A 17,903-nucleotide genomic window follows, 5' to 3' on the forward strand; every position below is an offset into this window, starting at 1 on the left:
TCCGTAAACATGCGAATCGATACAACGATTCCTACCACAAAAAAGCCATACTGATTAACCAGTCTTTTCTTCTTTATTGCATACTACCCGGTATGAATAACTATAAGCCTGTCAGCCTTTCTGGTCGGGAAGCTTATTTATTATGATTCCTGTAAATAACGGACCCGCCTGAAGGGAATTCTAGAAATGAGAGATATCTCAAATTCTAATCAGGATGAGGACGGAATTCATGAAGCAACCTTCCAGTAAAACTGAAGAAGACGATAAACTGAAATGGTGGCAACTAAGCTTGTTAGGCATAGCAGGCACTATAGGAACCGGGTACTTTCTTGGCTCAGGTCTAGCAATTTCTATGGGAGGGCCAGCAGTGCTGCTAGCCTACATTTTAGCTGCTATTGGAACATATGTCGTATTTGATGCACTGGCTCAGATGACAGCGGAAGATCCGGAGCAGGGTTCATTTCGATCCTATGCAAAAAAAGCATTTGGAAATTGGGCAGGGTTCGGGAGCGGCTGGGTATATTGGTTTTCGGAACTGTTGATTATGGGAAGTCAGCTCACAGCATTGTCCATATTCTCGCGTTTTTGGTTCCCGGCCGTACCGATGTGGGTATTTGCTGCCAGCTTTGCGGCCGTGAGCCTATTGATTGTGTTTTTTGGTAATAAGGGCTTTGACAGGGTTGAAAATATACTGGCCATCATTAAAGTGGCGGCTATACTAATGTTCCTTGTTATTGCTGCCGTACTTCTGACGGGTTGGATCGGCGGTTCTAAGTTCTCACCGAAAGTTCCACTTGGGTTTAAAGCGTTGTTTCCATCTGGAGGTATTGGGTTGTGGTCTGCCTTTATTTTTGCTTTTTATGCCTATGGTGGCATTGAGGTGCTGGGAATTATGTCCTACAGGCTAAAGAAACCTGAGGAAGCTCCAAAAGCAGGAAAGGTGATGTTGCTGGGACTGGCTACAGTATACGTTCTCTCAATCGGGCTTGCAGTAATCATGGTGCCGCTTAGTGCTTTTAATCCAAAAGAAAGTCCTTTTGTGCTCGCGCTCAGCAGCGACCATCTGACCTTTATACCGCATTTGTTTAACGGGGTGTTGATCATAGCTGGGTTCTCCACGATGACAGCTTCGCTTTATGCCATTACCTCGATGATGATCACTCTTTCACAGGAAGGGGATGCACCCAAGGTTTTTTCGAAGAAATGGAAGGATAAATATCCGTTTTTTGCCCTTTGTTTAATAGCTGGAGGTTTAGGGGGTGCCATTATGATGTCATTGTGGTTGCCAGGAAAAGTATACGAATACATTACAACAGCTGCCGGACTGATGATCCTCTATAACTGGTCCTTTATATTGCTCTCCTCCCGCAAGCTGCTTAAGCCCAGTCTTCTAAACGGGGTGAAACGCTGGCTAGGCTTAGTGCTGATCGTACTGCTGTAGCAGGTACGCTATTTCATGCGCTCAGTCGTCCAGGCTTCTACATCAGCCTGCTAATTGTTTCGCTGATTGCCTTGAGTGATTGGATCGTTCAACACATCCGTAATAAGAAGGACAGTTATGTTATGGGGCATGGGGCGGACGAACAGACCCATGAATATCATTCTTTACCGGGCGGTCCTGAATTTCGGATTAAGGGCATAAGGATGCGAAAAAACAAGGTTTAATGAAAAAAGAGAAGTCGGGCAGCCTGTACACCAAAATAAAAACCAAATCCAATCAGCGACAGACCTGACAGAACGGAGATCGCCTTCAATACCCGAACGGTTAGAAATTTACGAAAGAGACTGGAGGCGGCAGCCATGGTTACATCCCAGAAAAGAATCCCTAGTACGATTGCTCCGCTATAGATCAATAATTGCTGCATCGGATACTCGCTGACCGCCTTGGCTAATATTGAGCCGTAAATACCCAACCAAAAAAGGATCGAGAGGGGATTGAACAAGGACATGAGAAATCCCGACAGATAAGATTTGGATAGTGAGGTATCGTTGCCCCTCAGCCCGTCAGCTGAAATGTCACCTGTATTTTTAATGCTGTCTACACCTGAATAGACGAGGACAAAGAATCCGAACAACCATAAAAACACTTTAACAAACGGAGCATCCAGCAGATGAATGAGGCCAAAATAAACAAGCAGCATGTAGATGATATCGGCACTAACCGCCCCTAAACCGACTATCCAGGCAGGCATAAATCCTCCGCGGAGTCCCTTGTCCAGCTGTGCTGCATTAATGGGTCCGAGAGGTGCCGAGAGGGATAATCCTATAATCATATAACCTATAAATACGTTAATGTTGTCCTCCTCCTTTATATAGATAGCTTATTCTGATAAAGGCAGTGGTAGGACAACCAAAAAAAGGCCCGCGGAAGATCGCGGGCCTTCTTTTATAAGAAACTAAAGAGTGAGTAGAATTACGCCTTCACGGATTCAGGTCTTTTAACAAGAAGAGGTGGAGGAATCAACCAGCCCTTTTTCTTAGTCAAATGTAGAATTTTAAGGCCGATGGCTGCTTTGGTAAGGTGATATTTAGCAAACAAAGCCCCTATATCTTCTCTGATCGATTGTCCCATTGCCTGACTACATGCCACAAGTCCAACAGCATTATCAGCTGCAAGTTTGGCTGCAATTTCAGGATCTGTGAAACGTGCCCCTACAGGAATATCTTCAAGTTTAGCATCGGGCCGATTTGGCATTACTGGTGCAGATGCAATACCTTGCTCTGAGAGCAGTGTATCACACTCACTGATTTCAAGCTCCGCTTGATCAATTAAAGCTCCTAATATTTTTTTCAGGTCATTGTCGCCCGCGTGGTACATATAAGCTCTGTAACAAGAGAGGGCTCCCTTTGCGACCATTGAGGCTTGCCAAACCGTAAAAATCTCTCCATAATGCATCGGTTCTTCTTTGGGGTTACCGCCTAGAATCCCTGTCATAAATAGTCTCCTTTATTGTTGGATTTGAACAAACATTAGCATGCCCACAACAACAAGAAAATTGCAGCTTTTCACATAAAATAGGTATGTCAATTTGAGGCTTCGACATCCGTGCAAGTTTAAGGATAAATAGCACTAATTTTCTCATAATAGGATAAATGTGAAAATAAGGAACGATAAAATTGAACACGAGTTGTGGAGGAATCAAATGTTTTTCATCGTGATGATTGGATAGATACTTCCATGGACGATGGCAGATACTATTTTAGAGAGGACTTATCAGTAATCGTTCTAACGGACCGCTTGCAAGTATAATTGCCTTTGCATTCAATGAAGTTGGTTATCACTGGAGAGAGTCGAGTGTATCTCCAATCGAGGCATGGATTAGGAGTCATTACTTCCAACACTTTTGGTAAAGTGTTAAGCCCTGTCCTCGGCGCTTATTTAGGTACATTGTTATGGTTTGCACCCTTGAAGGAATTGAAAAAGAAAATCGAGGCACGATCACTTCTTTATATAGCAGCCGTAGGGGCGGAACGTGACTGCTATCCTTATTCGCTGTTACTCCAAGCGAGGGAAAGACAGGAGGGAAGAACAATCAGAAGCAAAGCTATTCCTCAAAATTCTCGGATAGGAAGGATTAAATAGGGGAAAATAGCAATGGGTGCTGCCTGCCCAATATTGTTCTGGAGGGAAAAAAATGAAGAAGATTGCTACTTTTGCATCAGTTGCATGTCTTAGTTTACTTTTAAGTATTCCAGCATTTGCGAACCAAGATGAAGCAAACCTAGGGATACAAACACATTACTCGGCTAATCAAACAAATGATAACCTGAATGCAAGGAATGTTAATGCAACGGGTAATCATAATTCAACAGCGGTCGAGAATGGAAATTACCGAGCGCAGGCAGTCGGGGATGAGAATCGAGGCACTAATTGGAGCTGGTTGGGTCTCTTAGGGTTGCTTGGACTTACAGGCTTGCGGAATAGAAGCCGAGAAAAAAGCTAAACTTTTTAGAGTTAAAGGGAACTATAGGGGCCATTTTTATGATTAGAACTGAGGACTGCATTTACAGACTCGGCAAAAAATTTATACCTTTAATTTGTTCTAAATAAAAAGCCGGTTTCAGGATGATCCTGAATAACCGGCTTTACATTTTTTTAGCAAACCATTTTTAGGAGAGATTTAAAGATAATCGCACTTGAATTTGCCATTCACCAGCCACAGGTTCCAGAAGTCGTCCGTAACCCGCACATATTGGCATGCTCAGTGAGGAATTCAGGAATTCCGCGTATTCCACCAAAACAGGACTTCGTAATGATAATTTTATTCCGAGTTTTACGAAAATTGGGGAACCGGACAAAAGTGGGAGAGCAACGGCAGTACTTCAGAAGACAGAAGCTTCTGGACCATGTTTATGATTGAAGAATAATTTTTTTTAAAAACTAGAGGATTTGAATTCATAGACCCTGTTTGATTAAACTCCAGATGCGTTCAAACCTGTCTTGGTAGTCAGGTAAATTCCAGGATTCTTTGAAGGATGGGAGGCTAAATACTGCAAACGCAGAGAGAATCGCCTCAGCCCGTTCCAAGTGGGGATCGTGATAGTCCATGAAGCCGTCAATAATTTGGTAGGAATCCCAGAGAACATCGCGTAATACCAGTGGATTGCTATCCACGTATTGAGTATTCAAGGCAAACATCTTGGGATTCTCGTTATAAGCCCGTTTTTTTGCGTTAACAAATGCCCATAACCAATCGTGAAGCAATTCTTGCGGTTTAGTTAAACTAGTCATATCTAATTTAATTTGTTCTGAAATCATCCGGTTGAACCAGCTCTTAGATACGGCTGCCCAGAGCTCTTGCTTATTTTTAAAGTGCTTATAGAGCGCTGCATGGGTGATACTTAATTCATCCGCAATTTGTGAGAGTGTCACTTCGGATTTTTCCGTGCGTTTAATTAATGCCTCAGCTGTTTCAATAATGAGCTCTTGTGTGATTTTAGCCACAGTACTGCCAACCCTTCTTTCTTCAATAAATTCCTTTTTATCATTAATACACTTGCGAATATTTTAACATATAAAATAATCAGTAACAATTATTGATTTTTGTAACTTATTGCTTTATGCTTATTGTATAAGTTACAAAAATAAATAAATGTTACTTTTTTAACGCATAGGAGGTCATTAATTATGAAAGCAGCACAGATCACCAAATATTCAAAAAAGTTCATAGTAAAAGTGAACGATATTCCAATCCCAGAAATAAGTGATAACGAAGTCTTGGTCCAGGTGAAAGCAGCAGCAGTTAATCAATTGGAATTGCTCATTGGTACCGGAAGCGTAAAGCTGATTCAGGATTATGAATTCCCATTGGTACTTGGTAACGAGCTGACGGGTGTTATTGAAAAAGTAGGTAAGAAGGTGCAAGGCTTCAAAGTTGGCGATGCAATTTATTCACGTCTGCCACTACAAAAAATCGGTGCTTTTGCGGAATACGCGGCAATTAATGCAAATGCCATCGGGCACCTACCCGCTAATTTGAATTTTGTGACTGGTGCAGCTGCGCCATTAACAGGATTGACAGCCTATCAAGGATTAAATGAAGAATTAGATGCTAAAGCTGGCGAAATCGTGTTTATCCCTGGAGGTTCTGGTTCATTTGGCCAAATGGCCATTCCTATCGCCAAAAGTATGGGGCTCAAGGTCATCATCAGTGGAAATCCAGAAGCACGTGAACGGACAATGGCCGCTGGTGCAGACCAATATATTGATTATACGACTGAGAACTATTGGGAACAGCTTGGTGATGTAGATTATGTGATTGATACCTTGGGACCAAGCGAATTTGATCATGAGCTTTCAATTATTAAAGCAGGAGGCCGCCTTCTTTCTCTGCGGACCGGTCCTAACGAACGTTTTGCAGAAGATCTGGGCTTCTCTGGCTGGAAAAAAAAGCTCTTCACCATCGCCGGGGCTAGGTATGATCATAAAGCGAAGAAAAAGAAGATTCAATATCATTTCATTTTTGTTCGCAGTGATGGCGAACAATTAAAGAAAATCACGAAGATTATTGAAGATAATGGGATTGTACCAGCAGTGGACCCAACAGAATTCCACATAGAAGAGATTAACGAAGCACTGAATTTTGTTGCTGAAGGTCATCCTAAAGGGAAAGTTATTATCAGATTTTAAAGGAGTATATCTCAATTGGTTGTCAAAAATTTCTTTACTGATCATTCTAGAATTGATATACTGATTTAAATTAGAGTTAATAGTGTAGTTTTTTTTGCCGTAACTAGAATGATCGTTCTTGAATATTTCGAAGAAATTTATTAAGGGAGGGATGAACGAGATACAAGTTTAATCGTGAACAAAACTCTATCGAAATGTTGTTAAATGATCAAAAAACTTAAAAGGGAGAGAATAATATGAAATATACAGTGATTACAGGAGCAAGCTCAGGAATTGGGTATGAAACAGCATTGGCGTTTGCTGCACGCGGTAAAAATTTAATTTTGGTAGCTAGAAGATTAGATAAATTAGAAGAACTTAAATCAACAATTCAGAATATTGATCCTAATGTAAATGTTCTTGTTCGTTCAAGTGATCTGTCTGTTACAGAGCAGGCTTACACACTGTATAACACTTTGAAGGAATACCAAATAGAAACCTGGATTAATAATGCAGGACTTGGTGAAGCTTCTTTTGTGGTAGAACAGAATTTAGATAAAGTTGAAACTATGTTACGTGTTAACATCGAATCCTTGACGATCCTTTCTACACTATTTGTGCGAGATTATGCTGATGTAGAAGGAACTCAGTTAATTAACGTATCATCCGCACTCGGATATGCCATTGCTGTTGGGAGCGTTGCTTATTCTGCATCTAAATATTATGTTAGTGCCTTCACCGAAGGGCTTGCAAAAGAACTAGAGCTTAAAGGCGCGAAATTAAAAGCAAAAGTTTTAGCTCCAGCAATAACTGAAACGGAATTTGTGAAGAAATCAATAGATGCTGAAGAATTTGATTACAAAGCAAACATGCCTAAGTACCACACTGCCAAACAAATGGCGAGTTTCATGGTAGAACTTTATAATAGCAATGATATGATAGGGATTGTTGACCAGAACTATAACTTCAATCTGAGAGATCAAATCTATCCAATTATATCTGAGTTTTAAATCGAATTAGATATTAGTCACGAAAACGATCGTCGAAGAAACTGGAGCAAAAAGAACTGGCTTCCCTATTCTTAAACGTAGGGTACAACTTTTGCACACGCTGGAAAAAGATTGGACTCTGGATTGTTTAAAAACAGCCAAAGTAAGAATCCAATGGTAAGCATCAGTTCAGTTATCATGTTATGAATAAAATCAAGCATCTTGCTTGATTTTATTTTCGTTTTATATATTAGTTTGCGGATCGTTTACTTAAATGTATAATGATTGCTTGAGGTGATTACAATGGCAAGAAGCAAAGAATTTGAAATTAATGAAGTACTAGATAAAGCGATAGAACTATTTTGGATGCAAGGTTACGAGAAAACTTCAATGCAAGATTTGGTAGACTGTATGGGAATTCACAGAAGAAGTATCTATGATACATTTGGTGATAAGCACGCCTTATATTTGACGGCACTCCAACGGTACGAATCTACTCAAAACAAAAAAATGAGATTCTTGGTTGAGAAGCAAGAACCGGTAAAGGAGATCATTCGACAATTTCTAGAATCCTCGATGAGGAGCGAAGGAGAACCTCAAGGATGTTTCATAGTTAATTCGGGTGTGGAGTTGGGAGTACTGGATCCGGAGGTTGCATCCTTTGTTGAGAATAGCTATTCAAAAACGGAGAAGTTGTTATATGACCTCGTTCAGACTGGCCAGCAAAGAGGTGAACTTAGAATTTCACTGGAGCCCGAGGCCATTTCTCATTATTTAATGAATGCCTGGTTAGGACTGCGTACAATGGTAAAAACGGCAACGGATCATAAAAAATTAACAAGTACTATTCATACCATACTGATCACTCTAGATTAAAACTCCTTTATCTATCTGCAATGTAAGAGGAGAAGCACTTGTATCGAATGCCGAAAATAGACAATCAACTTACTGCTACCCGAGTACGCAAAGAATAGAACCGGCTTAATACGCCCAGCTTAACTATATATATACAGCATCCGACACCAGCTGTAAGGATCTAAGAATGAAGACACTAAAAAAAACCATGCTGACGATGGGCTTCTTAGTCAATGTGGATATTAATCTGTCCAAGATCGGTAGATACAGCGCACTTCACGAAAGGATTGTTTGGGTTTACGGTATTCATTAACCAGACCCTTATTGTTGAAGCCGCGGGCCCGGTCGCGGAAGTTCTTACTGCTGCTTTTCAGATCGCCGCGGATGTCTGCAAACTGCCAGATGTAGGTCCCGCCAATTTTCGAATCATTCTTGAAGATTGTCAGCGCTTCAGTCACAATATCTGCCTGATAATCCTCGCTGAACAATCTCGGCTCCCAGCCCACATCCCCGAATAGTCCAGCACCACCGAATTCGGTCATGAGCACAACCTTGTTACCGGCTCCCATCTGCTCCGCACGCACATGGAACTGTTCCAGCATGTCTTTGAAGCTGGCTGTATCGCCTTCGTACCAGCCGAAATATTTATTTATACCGATAACATCGAATAATGGAAGTAGAATATCTTCGAGTGGATGCATCGTAGCGTAGGTGACAAGCCTAGTGCTGTCGAGTTTCTTCACCAACCCGACTAGAGCTTGTGTGAAAGCATATGCTTCTTGAGTCCGGGTATCAATCTCATTATGAACGGACCAGAAGATCACACTTGGGTGATGAAAATGCAGGCCAATCATTTCTTCAATCATAGACAGTGCACGCTCCTGGAAGAGCGGCTCACTTACCGTTTCGTTCGGCAGAAAGGCTCCCCATATCGGAATTTCGCTCCAGTATACAATCCCTTGCTCATCGAGTAGATCAAGCCAATATGGGCTCTGGGGATAATGCGAGCCCCGGACGGAGTTGCAACCTAATTCCAAAATGATACTGAGCTCCTTGTGCATCAGCTTCGGTGGGAAGGCAAAACCCCACTCAGGATGCTCTTCATGTCGGTTCACCCCCTTAAGATATACGGGTGAACCGTTAATTAGAATCCGATGATCCTTTGTTTCAATACAGCGAAAACCGATCCGTTCAATCTTGTCGTCTTCCTCTGTCCGCAGTTGAAAGGTATACAGTTCTGGAAGACCTACGTTCCACAAACGTATTTCAGGCATAAGCAACTTGAACGTATGACTGAGGGTTTGGCCAGTCTCAATCTGTACTTCTTCCGAGTGCAATTCATGTCCGCTTTCGGAGAATGTGATCTTGGTAGTATGCTGCTCCTTATGGAAGGAATGGAGCTGCACCTGAACAGTAACATCTGCATCTGATCCATGCAGTGCATAATCAATCTTCAGCTGTTCGATGTAAATATCAGGCAAATATTGCAGCTCCACCGACCGTATGATACCCCCGTAATGATACCAATCCACCTGCTCTGTCGGAATCGTAAGTAGGTCCAAGGTGCTGTCCGTCCGGACGATAATCTCATGTTCTCCTGCCCCTAAGGAAGGAACAATAAATTCAAAAGGTGTAAATCCGCCATAGTGATACCCAAGGTGCCGCCCGTCCAAATAGACATCGGCATGGCCCAGCACGGCATGAAAGATGAGTCTGACATGCTGCGAATTCACAATTTGTATTTTTTTACGATACCAACCGACACCTTCATAATCGTACATTCCCAGTTCATTATTCCAGCACGAGGGCACATAAAGAGACTGCCTAGAATGTGGAAATCGCTCAAACCATTTTTCTTGAACACCCGTATTTAACGGATCCTTCATGAAATCCCAAGGCCCATCCAACAGCTCAGTTCTCCGAATTTGATACTCGCTAAAAGTCCTTAACAAGTGTGTTCCTCCTTTTTTTTTCTGTAATGTATTGAGAATTTCAGACATCTTGATAATATGGATAGTAACATTTGGAGTTTAAGCATTGAATAGAAAAAAACGTTACCGTCTTGTTTAAATCGCTCTTTTAGCAGCAGGAGGGGATATTAATTGGAAGAAAATGATTACAAGCTGAATGACCTCACCGTGCATATCCATTTTGTACTCGACAAAGCTACTTATCCCGGCTGGGAGGACATCCGTAACATGGTAAATGTGCACAGCTTGTACTGGATTCATGAAGGTAAAGGGGTTTTCCTGACCAATGTTGAGCACAAAGTAGAGGCTGGAATGCTAATCTATTTAAAACCAGGCCTTAAACTGTCCATGCGCTCGCAGATGGATGCTCCACTTCGTATAACGATGCTGCTCTTCGATTGTGCCGAGCTTGGTTATGATGCGGTATGGAAGGAAGTCAAGCCAATCGGAAAACTAAGACTTCCCTTCTTAAGCCAATATAATCAACAGGAAGCTGAGGAAATTAGCCGGTTGGTCTGGGGGATTCACCAGGAATGGCTGCCCGGACTAACCGATGGCATAGCTGTTTCCCGGGCTAAAATGCAGATCCTGCTGCATATGCTGCACCAGACCGTACAACCGGACTGGAATCTGATGGAGTCTGGAGCTTTCGCCGCCTTCGAGCAAATCAAGAAAACACTCGAGAACGACTATAAGGATCATCACCGGATCGAAAAATTGGCGGAGAAATACGGCATTTCGCCATCTTACTTGCGTAAGATGTTCCTAAAATTTACGGGGATGGGCCTAAGGAATACCATATGCACATACAGAACCAGCAAGCTTGCCGTTATCTAGTCTTTACCGATTATCCAGTTAAGGAAATAGCCAAATTATGCGGGTACTACGAAGAATATCATTTCAGCAAGATTTTTAAACAGCTTAACGGGATCCCTCCGACAGTATACCGAAACAAACAGAGAATCAAAGATTAATTGTCCGTAGAACCACTGGTAAAAAAATCTTGAGGTTATGGTTTTTTTACGGGAAGGGCTGTACCATGATAGTATTGAACTCATTGAAGCATGTATAAGGAGGGAAAATTGGGCATGATTATATCACTCAAAAATGTATCATGGCAACGTGATAGGACAATGATCTTACGCGATATGAATTGGGAAGTGAAGCAAGGACAACACTGGTGTATCGTCGGTCTGAACGGTTCAGGAAAAACGACGATGCTAAATGTAGTGAACGGCTATATCTGGCCGACAACAGGACAAGTCGAGGTGCTGGACCATCGCTTTGGCGATGTGGACTTGAGAGAGCTACGCAAACGAATCGGTTGGGTAAGCACCTCCTTGCAGCAGAAGCTGTACGGCCATCAGACTGCCCTGAACATCGTCCTAAGCGGAAAATTCGCGACGATTGGTCTGTATGATAAAACGAATGAAGAGGATCAAAAACAAGCCGAGGAGTTAATGGAGTTTCTAGACTGCTCTTCCTTAGTTAGTCGTACATATGATACCTTGTCGCAAGGACAGCGGCAGAAAGTCCTCATAGCACGCGCACTAATGGCCAATCCAGATCTACTAATTCTTGATGAGCCATGCACGGGACTTGATATTTTTGCCCGAGAACAGCTGCTGCAGATGATCGAGAAGATAACAAAGCAACCCGGTGGACCAACCTTGCTGTATGTAACCCATCATATCGAAGAGATAACACCATGCTTTACGCACACGCTGCTGGTAAAGAGCGGCGAAATCTACAAAGGGGATGAGACAGTAAACTGCTTGCAGTCGGATGTCTTGAGCGATTTCTTCGATACCCCTGTTGAAGTACAGGAACATCATAACCGCAAGTGGCTTACACTTGCCGGTGATAAGTAGAATATCAAGGCACATCGAATAGGCGAGCAAACCGTTCTGAAGTGGTTTGAAGGATTGCTTGCAGATATATAAAATGAAAACTGATCACAATATAATTTTAAAATAACCCGCGCGGGGCGCGGGTTTTGTATTTTTTTGCAAGCTTATAAGCCACCTCCCAGAAACAGCGGAACAACATACTAACGGTACCTGCAAAAAACATTTTGATATATCTAACAGGTACCGTTATAATACAAATTAACAGGTACCGTCACAAAGAACAACAGGTACCGTAAAAATTCAACGGAGGATTCATTATGGACATGAATGATGAGTTATACGAAAAACTCGCGAAACTGCAATGGCTGTTGCAAAGGCAACACTTGAAAACTCACGCCGCGGTTGGTCCTATGGCCGACGCATCACGTGGGCAAGGCAGGATATTAGCATTTCTTCGGATGAAAGACGGTATCAGCACCAAAGACTTATCCTATATGCTGGACATCCGTGTATCATCCCTCAATGAATTGCTTGGTAAACTGGAGAAAGCAGAATACATCACCCGTAAGCCCTCAGAAACAGACAAACGTATCATGTTGATTTACCTAACGCAAAAAGGGCAAGAGGAAGAGAAACAAGAGATAAACAGCGGCAACATATTTTCTCGCTTATCGCCAGAAGAGCAGATAGCTTTCGGGGATTACCTAACTCGCGTCATTACAGCTTTGGAGGAAGAACTTGGAACGGACGGAGAACGTGATGTGATGGCTATGTGGATGGAGGCCGCAAAGGAGCGTATGGGAACAGAGGAATTTGAAAAACTGATGGCTATGCGCGGACAAATGCACAAAATGTGGGGAAATTCTAGGGACGAACGCTTTAGCGGCAGATTCCCTGGGTTTGGCGGAGAAGGGCATGGTGACATGCGCGGATTCGGCTGGCCTTCCAGAGATGACAGTAATTCGTCACCTGACAAGTCACATGGCCCGGACGATAAGTAATTAGAGTCTTTTAGCAAACAGTAGCTGAGGCGCTGCCTTTTCACCAGAGAAAGATGAACGGCAAAGGCAGCGTAATGTGAAACTGAAGAATAGTCAAATTTCGTACGCCAAATCTGAGACTCGACGTTAGGGTACAGGTTTGCTTGTTGCTGCGTCACGGTTCATATTGGACCGATAGTTAGAATTCTAAGTAATTTCAAAAAACAAAATAAAGAAAGATAGTGGTGAACCCTATGGATGCAGAAAACCTCCATTACTTTGAAAAAGCACCTGTCGCAAAAGCCGTAGCTCACTTCGCAGTACCGATGATGCTAGGCATGTCGATGAGTGTCATATACTCCATTTTGAACGCCTATTTCCTTGGTACACTGGGCAATACTGCGATGTTAACCGCACTCGCACTAACTTTACCGTTATTTGCCGCCATAATGGCGCTTGGTAACTTGATTGGCATCGGTAGCAGTGCATTTATCTCCCGTTTGTTGGGAGAGAAAAAATATGATGATGTAAAGCATGTGTCTTCATTCGCCTTTTACAGCAGTTTAGTTCTCGGTCTTATTTTGATGGCTGCCGGCATCCCATTGATCGATTCAATCGTTCATGGCTTGGGAGCGACGCCTGACTCCTTCGGATTCACGAAGGACTATGTCACGATTATGCTTATTGGTTCACCTTTCGTCGTTCTATTCTTCACGCTGGAGAATATCGTGCGCTCGGAGGGGGCAGCAATCACTTCGATGATCGGTATGCTTCTCAGTGTTGTTGTGAATATTATTCTCGATGCGCTAGTCATTTTCGTCTTCCATTGGGACGTGATCGGGGTTGCATCTGCTACAGTCATTTCTAACTTGGTTGCTAGTGCATTCTATGCCTTCCACATGGGATATAAGAGCCAATTCTTAACCATCTCCGTAAAATGGTTCAAAGCTTCCAAAGACATTCTCAGCAATGTATTTAAAATTGGAGTTCCAGTCTTTGTTATGAGTCTCTTCATGGGTGCAATGTCACTCATCTTTAACCGTTTTCTGGTCGAATATGGGGAGCAGGCCATTGCGGCCTTCGGGATTTCATCACGTTTATTACAATTTCCAGAGGTTATCCTGATGGGCTTATGTGAGGGAGTCGTGCCGCTGATTGCCTTCTCTTTTACAGCTAACAAATTACGCATGAAGCACACCATTACTTTTACAATCAAAGTGACTGTGGCATTAGCAGCCGTGTTCGGCATTATTGTATATCTGATTTCAGACCACTTAATCGGTTTATTTACGAATGACCCTCAATTAATTGAACTGGGCAGCTACATTCTTCATGTAACGTTCTTATCCCTGTTCATTTCAGGAACGACCGCGTTGTTTACAGGGATATTCCAAGCGACAGCACAAGGAACCGCCGCCTTTATTATGTCAATTATTCAAGGTATTACTCTGATTCCAGTATTGTATATCGCTAATCGAATGAACGGTTTTCACGGAGTAGTCTGGTCGCTCGTCATTTCGGATGCTGTTGCGTTCCTTGTGGGTGCCATCATGCTGTATGTTCTGCGGAACAAATTGCAGCCTGATTTAGATACTTTAGTACAGTAAAATCCTAAGCTTTAAGTTGATACTTTAAGTTCATCTAAAAAAACCTTGGATCAGCAAGGTTTTTTTGGCTCGTATGATGACGCAGCCTGCCATGAGGCAGCACATAGCTGCTTTGGAGGCGAAGCTCCAGTTAAATTTTAATGCTGACTTCTCCACTTGAAAGATACTCCTCGTCACCATTCTCATATCTGACTTTCAGATGGCAATCGTCATCGATATCAATGGCTGTTGCTTTACGTTGTTCATTATCCTTTATCACGGTCACAGGTTCTCCAAGTGAAATTAACCTTTTTTTGTATTCGGAAAGAAACAATCTGTCCGTTAAATGCTCATAATATCTCATGAAATTGTTTAGTACTTCTGCAACGAGACGGTTGCGGAGATCACCATAAGGATTGTTTTCGGAAATTACAGTTGTTGCAATCTCGGTAAGATCAGTGGGAAAGCCTTCGGAAGGGAGGACTACATTGATACCGATGCCGAGAACAGCATAATCAAGCCAGCCGTTTTCCAGTGACACGGATGCTTCGGTAAGAATCCCGCACACTTTTTTCCCTTCCATGAAAACGTCATTTACCCATTTAATCTGCGTTTCTTTACTGGATACGCTCTCGATAGAAAGGGCTACAGCTACTGCGGCGCAAGTGGTCAATAAAGCTGAGTCTGTTGCGGACAGCTTTGGACGCAGCAGGATGCTCATATAGATACCCGTTCCAGGTGGAGAAAAGAACTTCCGGCCCATTCGCCCGCGACCAGCTGTTTGTTCTTCCGAAAGAATCACCTTACCTTCAGCTTCTCCATTTGAGGCAAGGTTTTTTACGGCTTCATTCGTGGAAGATATGGTCTTAAAGACTTCAACTCGTAACTTTTGCCCCCGAGTATCCAGGTACTTTGAAATTGCACTGGCTGATAAGATATCCGTTTGTGGTGACATGGAATATCCTTTATTGGTTACAGCTTGTATGGAATAACCGTCTGTCTGTAAAGATTTTATGGCTTTCCAGACCGCGCTGCGCGTCACGGATAACTGAACGGCTATTTCCTCGCCGGAAAAATATTCACCCTTATTACTGTCGAGTAAGGCAAGAATATGTTCTTTTACTGTCATGAACTTAAACCTCCAAAAGTATAACTCTCCGACCAAAACCCATTGAATAGATTAACATCCAACGATTGCGACTGAATACTCTAATTCTATATAACAATAGGAAAAACTCAAGCATGGTATTTTATTCTATTGTAAACCATATAATAATTTATGGTTTACAATAAAGAATATCTCCATTATAATTCAGCTTACTGGACGTATTTACTAACCAGAATACAATCATTGATATCCAATGGAGGTCATTTTTTTGAAGACAAAAGAACTTATTTATGCTGCATTATTCGCAGCACTTATCGCGGTGTTGGGGATGATACCGCCCATCCCACTAGGCTTCATCCCCGTTCCGATCACTGCCCAGACACTTGGCGTCATGTTGGCTGGATGTTTTCTGGGGAAACGGATGGGCGCTCTCAGTCTAATTATTTTCATCATACTAGTAGCCATTGGGCTGCCTGTACTGACCGGCGGTCGCGGCGGAATCTCGGTGCTAGTTGGACCTTCTGCAGGATACATATTTAGCTTTCCAATTGCGGCCGGCCTTATTGGCTGGTATTCCGAAAAAATCTGGCCGAAGGTTCGAACTTGGAAGCTGGTAGCTATCAACATAATCTTCGGTGTATTACTAGTGAGTCTGATTGGTGCCCCTGTCATGGCATTGATAACCAATACTTCGATCTGGGCTGGTCTTGTCGGAGCGTTGGCCTTTCTTCCGGGAGACATCATCAAAGCCGTTATTGCAGCCGTCATAACGATGCAGCTGAAAGCAATTAGCCCTATTGAAGAAAAAACACAAATATAATGTGATGTGAAACTCGGGTAAATAAAGCCCGGGTTTTTTTATTGAAAAATAATAGGGTTATGGTTGCGAATTTGTTTATACTATAAAAATTAAAACGAAATTAAGTGGGTGTAGAAAAATGGATAAGGGATTTAATTTAGCTAGTCAACTATTAACGCTGCTTGATACGGAACATAGATGGTTTACCTTAGCGGAAATTGAAAAAAGTTTAGGGATCTCTGATAAGACCATCCGGAAGATGGTGGAGGAAATCAGCAAGCAATTACCATCTACTGTAACCATTGAGGTTTCTAGAGGAAAGGGAATAGTTCTTCAACGTGATGGGCGAAGTACGATTAGTGAAGTGATTTCTTCTATGTTCAGACAAACCATCTTTTATCGGCTGATGGATTTTTTGTTTACGAATGTAGGGCGACTGTCTGTGGAGGAGCTCTCCGAAGCCATGTTTATGAGTACCTCGTCTTTGAAGAAATTGATTGTGCAATTAAATAATGATGATCTAAAAGCTTATAAGCTACGCATTAGTTTTTCTACCCCCATGATCAAAGGGAATGAAATGAATATTCGATATTTTTATTGGAAGTTATATTGTGATGCGTATGAGTTTACAGGCTGGCCCTTTGCGAATGTTGATTTTGCTTATATTAATCAGTTAATCACAAATATAGAAAATGAGAATAACATTGTATATTTTATCAATTCCAAAAGGAGATTATCGTTTTTGTTGGCCATTGTTATAGAAAGAGTGGCTAAAGGAAAGTGTGTGAAAATAGACGAAAATGCTTACCCTTGGGAAAAGGGGATGTTTTATTTTCCAGTGAAAACTATTGCAAAACGTCTTGAGGACAAGCTGTCCCTTAAATTTCCAAACAGTGAAATATTCTTTATGCAATCCATGGTTAGTCTCAGCCAATATCATTATTATGAAGGGTCAGAGATCACTCCGATGAAAGAAGTAGAATTACATAAGGATAAAGAAGAATATCAAATGGGGAATCTGCTTCTAATGTTATTAGCAAAGGTATACCCGAACTTGCATATGCAAGAACGGTTTATTTTGGAGATTTACGGGTTCTTTGACAAGCTATTAATCGAAAATGCCATTCCTGAGTGGATGATGATTTCAACAAGTCATTTAACAACATATGTTCAAAAGGAGTGCCAGCAGATTTATCAAGAATTGCAAACCTGTATGCAAACGTGGAATAAAACTTACCCTTCTGTTTTGTTTAATCACTTTCATTTAACAAAGCTAACCTTAATTGTCCGCTCGAGTTTACGTTACAAAAGTAAGAGGGCTTTTTTAGTGATCGGGGAAGAATTTTCAATTCGTCATTACATAGCAGATTTGATAAAAAAAGAAATTGGGGATCAGTTGATCCTTAATACTTCCATAATGAAAGGCCTGACCAACGAGATCATGCAGCAAAATAATATCGATCTTGTCATTAGTAATATCCCGGTTGCATTAAAGACAGTGCCTGTTGTTATTATTTCTACGATCCCCTCTAAAAGAGACTTAGACAACATTCGTAAAGAACTGCTTTTATAATTTGACCAATTATTTTCCGTAAGCTCCGTAAGTTTTTGGTCTAGTTTGTAATGTTAAAAAACCTTATGCTCAATCTAGTTTCGA

General features: G+C 41.9%; 16 protein-coding genes and 1 pseudogene. 12 read left to right on the forward strand and 5 right to left on the reverse strand.

The genetic code is table 11. The annotated features are described in order from the left end of the window. Positions 1-229: 229 nt before the first annotated feature. Positions 230-1,665: pseudogene (locus tag PODO_RS15070) on the forward strand (amino acid permease). Here PODO_RS15070 and PODO_RS15075 read toward each other — a convergent pair. Further along, the gene (locus PODO_RS15075; RefSeq protein ID WP_038571226.1) at positions 1,662-2,294 is read right to left on the reverse strand and encodes a LysE family transporter; all 633 of its coding nucleotides are present in this window, start codon (positions 2,292-2,294) and stop codon (positions 1,662-1,664) included. The pseudogene PODO_RS15070 and the gene PODO_RS15075 overlap by 4 nt on opposite strands. 119 nt (positions 2,295-2,413) lie before the next feature. After that, the gene (locus PODO_RS15080; protein ID WP_036677170.1) at positions 2,414-2,935 is read right to left on the reverse strand and encodes a DUF3231 family protein; all 522 of its coding nucleotides are present in this window, start codon (positions 2,933-2,935) and stop codon (positions 2,414-2,416) included. Positions 2,936-3,635: 700 nt separating this feature from the next. Here PODO_RS15080 and PODO_RS15090 point away from each other — a divergent pair. Next, positions 3,636-3,944 (forward strand): WGxxGxxG family protein, encoded by a 309-nt coding sequence (locus PODO_RS15090; RefSeq protein WP_038571232.1) that lies wholly within the window; start codon positions 3,636-3,638, stop codon positions 3,942-3,944. A gap of 452 nt (positions 3,945-4,396) precedes the next feature. Here the strand turns inward: PODO_RS15090 and PODO_RS15095 are convergent, their stop codons facing one another. Beyond that, positions 4,397-4,945 (reverse strand): TetR/AcrR family transcriptional regulator, encoded by a 549-nt coding sequence (locus tag PODO_RS15095; RefSeq protein ID WP_038571236.1) that lies wholly within the window; start codon positions 4,943-4,945, stop codon positions 4,397-4,399. Positions 4,946-5,128: 183 nt separating this feature from the next. On the opposite strand from PODO_RS15095, the gene PODO_RS15100 reads away from it, so the two are divergent. The 3 genes from PODO_RS15100 to PODO_RS15110 all read left to right on the forward strand — a co-directional run bounded on the left by PODO_RS15100 (position 5,129) and on the right by PODO_RS15110 (position 7,974). Further along, a complete protein-coding gene (locus PODO_RS15100; RefSeq protein WP_038571239.1) occupies positions 5,129-6,130 on the forward strand; it encodes an NADP-dependent oxidoreductase in 1,002 nt (333 codons plus the stop codon). A gap of 236 nt (positions 6,131-6,366) precedes the next feature. After that, positions 6,367-7,119, forward strand: a complete 753-nt coding sequence (locus PODO_RS15105; protein ID WP_038571241.1) for an SDR family NAD(P)-dependent oxidoreductase — start codon at positions 6,367-6,369, stop codon at positions 7,117-7,119. A 282-nt stretch (positions 7,120-7,401) separates the two neighbouring features. Next, positions 7,402-7,974 (forward strand): TetR/AcrR family transcriptional regulator, encoded by a 573-nt coding sequence (locus PODO_RS15110; protein ID WP_038571243.1) that lies wholly within the window; start codon positions 7,402-7,404, stop codon positions 7,972-7,974. Positions 7,975-8,195: 221 nt separating this feature from the next. Here PODO_RS15110 and PODO_RS15115 read toward each other — a convergent pair whose 3' ends face one another. Beyond that, a complete protein-coding gene (locus PODO_RS15115; RefSeq protein WP_038571245.1) occupies positions 8,196-9,905 on the reverse strand; it encodes a glycoside hydrolase family 2 TIM barrel-domain containing protein in 1,710 nt (569 codons plus the stop codon). A 150-nt stretch (positions 9,906-10,055) separates the two neighbouring features. Here PODO_RS15115 and PODO_RS31915 point away from each other — a divergent pair, with 150 nt between their 5' ends. From PODO_RS31915 to PODO_RS15135, 5 genes are all read left to right on the forward strand, one after another. After that, positions 10,056-10,760 (forward strand): helix-turn-helix transcriptional regulator, encoded by a 705-nt coding sequence (locus tag PODO_RS31915; RefSeq protein ID WP_038571247.1) that lies wholly within the window; start codon positions 10,056-10,058, stop codon positions 10,758-10,760. After that, entirely contained in the window at positions 10,724-10,897 is a 174-nt protein-coding gene (locus tag PODO_RS31920; protein ID WP_080742502.1) for a helix-turn-helix domain-containing protein, read from the forward strand. Before PODO_RS31915 ends, PODO_RS31920 begins: the two co-directional genes overlap by 37 nt. 114 nt (positions 10,898-11,011) lie before the next feature. Continuing rightward, a complete protein-coding gene (locus tag PODO_RS15125) occupies positions 11,012-11,794 on the forward strand; it encodes an ABC transporter ATP-binding protein (protein ID WP_038571249.1) in 783 nt (260 codons plus the stop codon). A gap of 296 nt (positions 11,795-12,090) precedes the next feature. Continuing rightward, positions 12,091-12,774, forward strand: coding sequence for a MarR family winged helix-turn-helix transcriptional regulator (locus PODO_RS15130; RefSeq protein ID WP_052097055.1), 684 nt, complete (start codon positions 12,091-12,093; stop codon positions 12,772-12,774). 233 nt (positions 12,775-13,007) lie between these two features. Further along, on the forward strand, positions 13,008-14,360 hold the full coding sequence (locus PODO_RS15135) for an MATE family efflux transporter (RefSeq protein WP_038571252.1): 1,353 nt from the start codon (positions 13,008-13,010) through the stop codon (positions 14,358-14,360). Positions 14,361-14,490: 130 nt separating this feature from the next. Here the strand turns inward: PODO_RS15135 and PODO_RS15140 are convergent, their stop codons facing one another. Then, a complete protein-coding gene (locus PODO_RS15140; protein ID WP_038571255.1) occupies positions 14,491-15,468 on the reverse strand; it encodes a biotin--[acetyl-CoA-carboxylase] ligase in 978 nt (325 codons plus the stop codon). Between the two features lie 247 nt (positions 15,469-15,715). On the opposite strand from PODO_RS15140, the gene PODO_RS15145 reads away from it, so the two are divergent. Together PODO_RS15145 and PODO_RS15150 are read left to right on the forward strand one after the other, a co-directional pair. Then, positions 15,716-16,267: a biotin transporter BioY gene (locus tag PODO_RS15145; protein ID WP_036677150.1), complete on the forward strand. Its 552-nt coding sequence runs from the start codon at positions 15,716-15,718 to the stop codon at positions 16,265-16,267. A 118-nt stretch (positions 16,268-16,385) separates the two neighbouring features. After that, positions 16,386-17,819 (forward strand): AcpB/EbpR/MafR family transcriptional regulator, encoded by a 1,434-nt coding sequence (locus PODO_RS15150; RefSeq protein WP_038571259.1) that lies wholly within the window; start codon positions 16,386-16,388, stop codon positions 17,817-17,819. Positions 17,820-17,903: the final 84 nt, after the last annotated feature.

Source organism: Paenibacillus odorifer (assembly GCF_000758725.1).
In the GTDB taxonomy this organism is placed as follows: domain Bacteria; phylum Bacillota; class Bacilli; order Paenibacillales; family Paenibacillaceae; genus Paenibacillus_AQ; species Paenibacillus_AQ odorifer.

Bases quoted from the DNA above. Each gene is read 5' to 3' on its own strand.
- PODO_RS15080 (WP_036677170.1), bottom strand. From the start codon at position 2,935: ATGACAGGGATTCTAGGCGGTAACCCCAAAGAAGAACCGATGCATTAT.
- PODO_RS15090 (WP_038571232.1), top strand. From the start codon at position 3,636: ATGAAGAAGATTGCTACTTTTGCATCAGTTGCATGTCTTAGTTTACTT.
- PODO_RS15100 (WP_038571239.1), top strand. From the start codon at position 5,129: ATGAAAGCAGCACAGATCACCAAATATTCAAAAAAGTTCATAGTAAAA.
- PODO_RS15105 (WP_038571241.1), top strand. From the start codon at position 6,367: ATGAAATATACAGTGATTACAGGAGCAAGCTCAGGAATTGGGTATGAA.
- PODO_RS15110 (WP_038571243.1), top strand. From the start codon at position 7,402: ATGGCAAGAAGCAAAGAATTTGAAATTAATGAAGTACTAGATAAAGCG.
- PODO_RS31920 (WP_080742502.1), top strand. From the start codon at position 10,724: ATGCACATACAGAACCAGCAAGCTTGCCGTTATCTAGTCTTTACCGAT.
- PODO_RS15125 (WP_038571249.1), top strand. From the start codon at position 11,012: ATGATTATATCACTCAAAAATGTATCATGGCAACGTGATAGGACAATG.
- PODO_RS15130 (WP_052097055.1), top strand. From the start codon at position 12,091: ATGGACATGAATGATGAGTTATACGAAAAACTCGCGAAACTGCAATGG.
- PODO_RS15135 (WP_038571252.1), top strand. From the start codon at position 13,008: ATGGATGCAGAAAACCTCCATTACTTTGAAAAAGCACCTGTCGCAAAA.
- PODO_RS15140 (WP_038571255.1), bottom strand. From the start codon at position 15,468: ATGACAGTAAAAGAACATATTCTTGCCTTACTCGACAGTAATAAGGGT.
- PODO_RS15150 (WP_038571259.1), top strand. From the start codon at position 16,386: ATGGATAAGGGATTTAATTTAGCTAGTCAACTATTAACGCTGCTTGAT.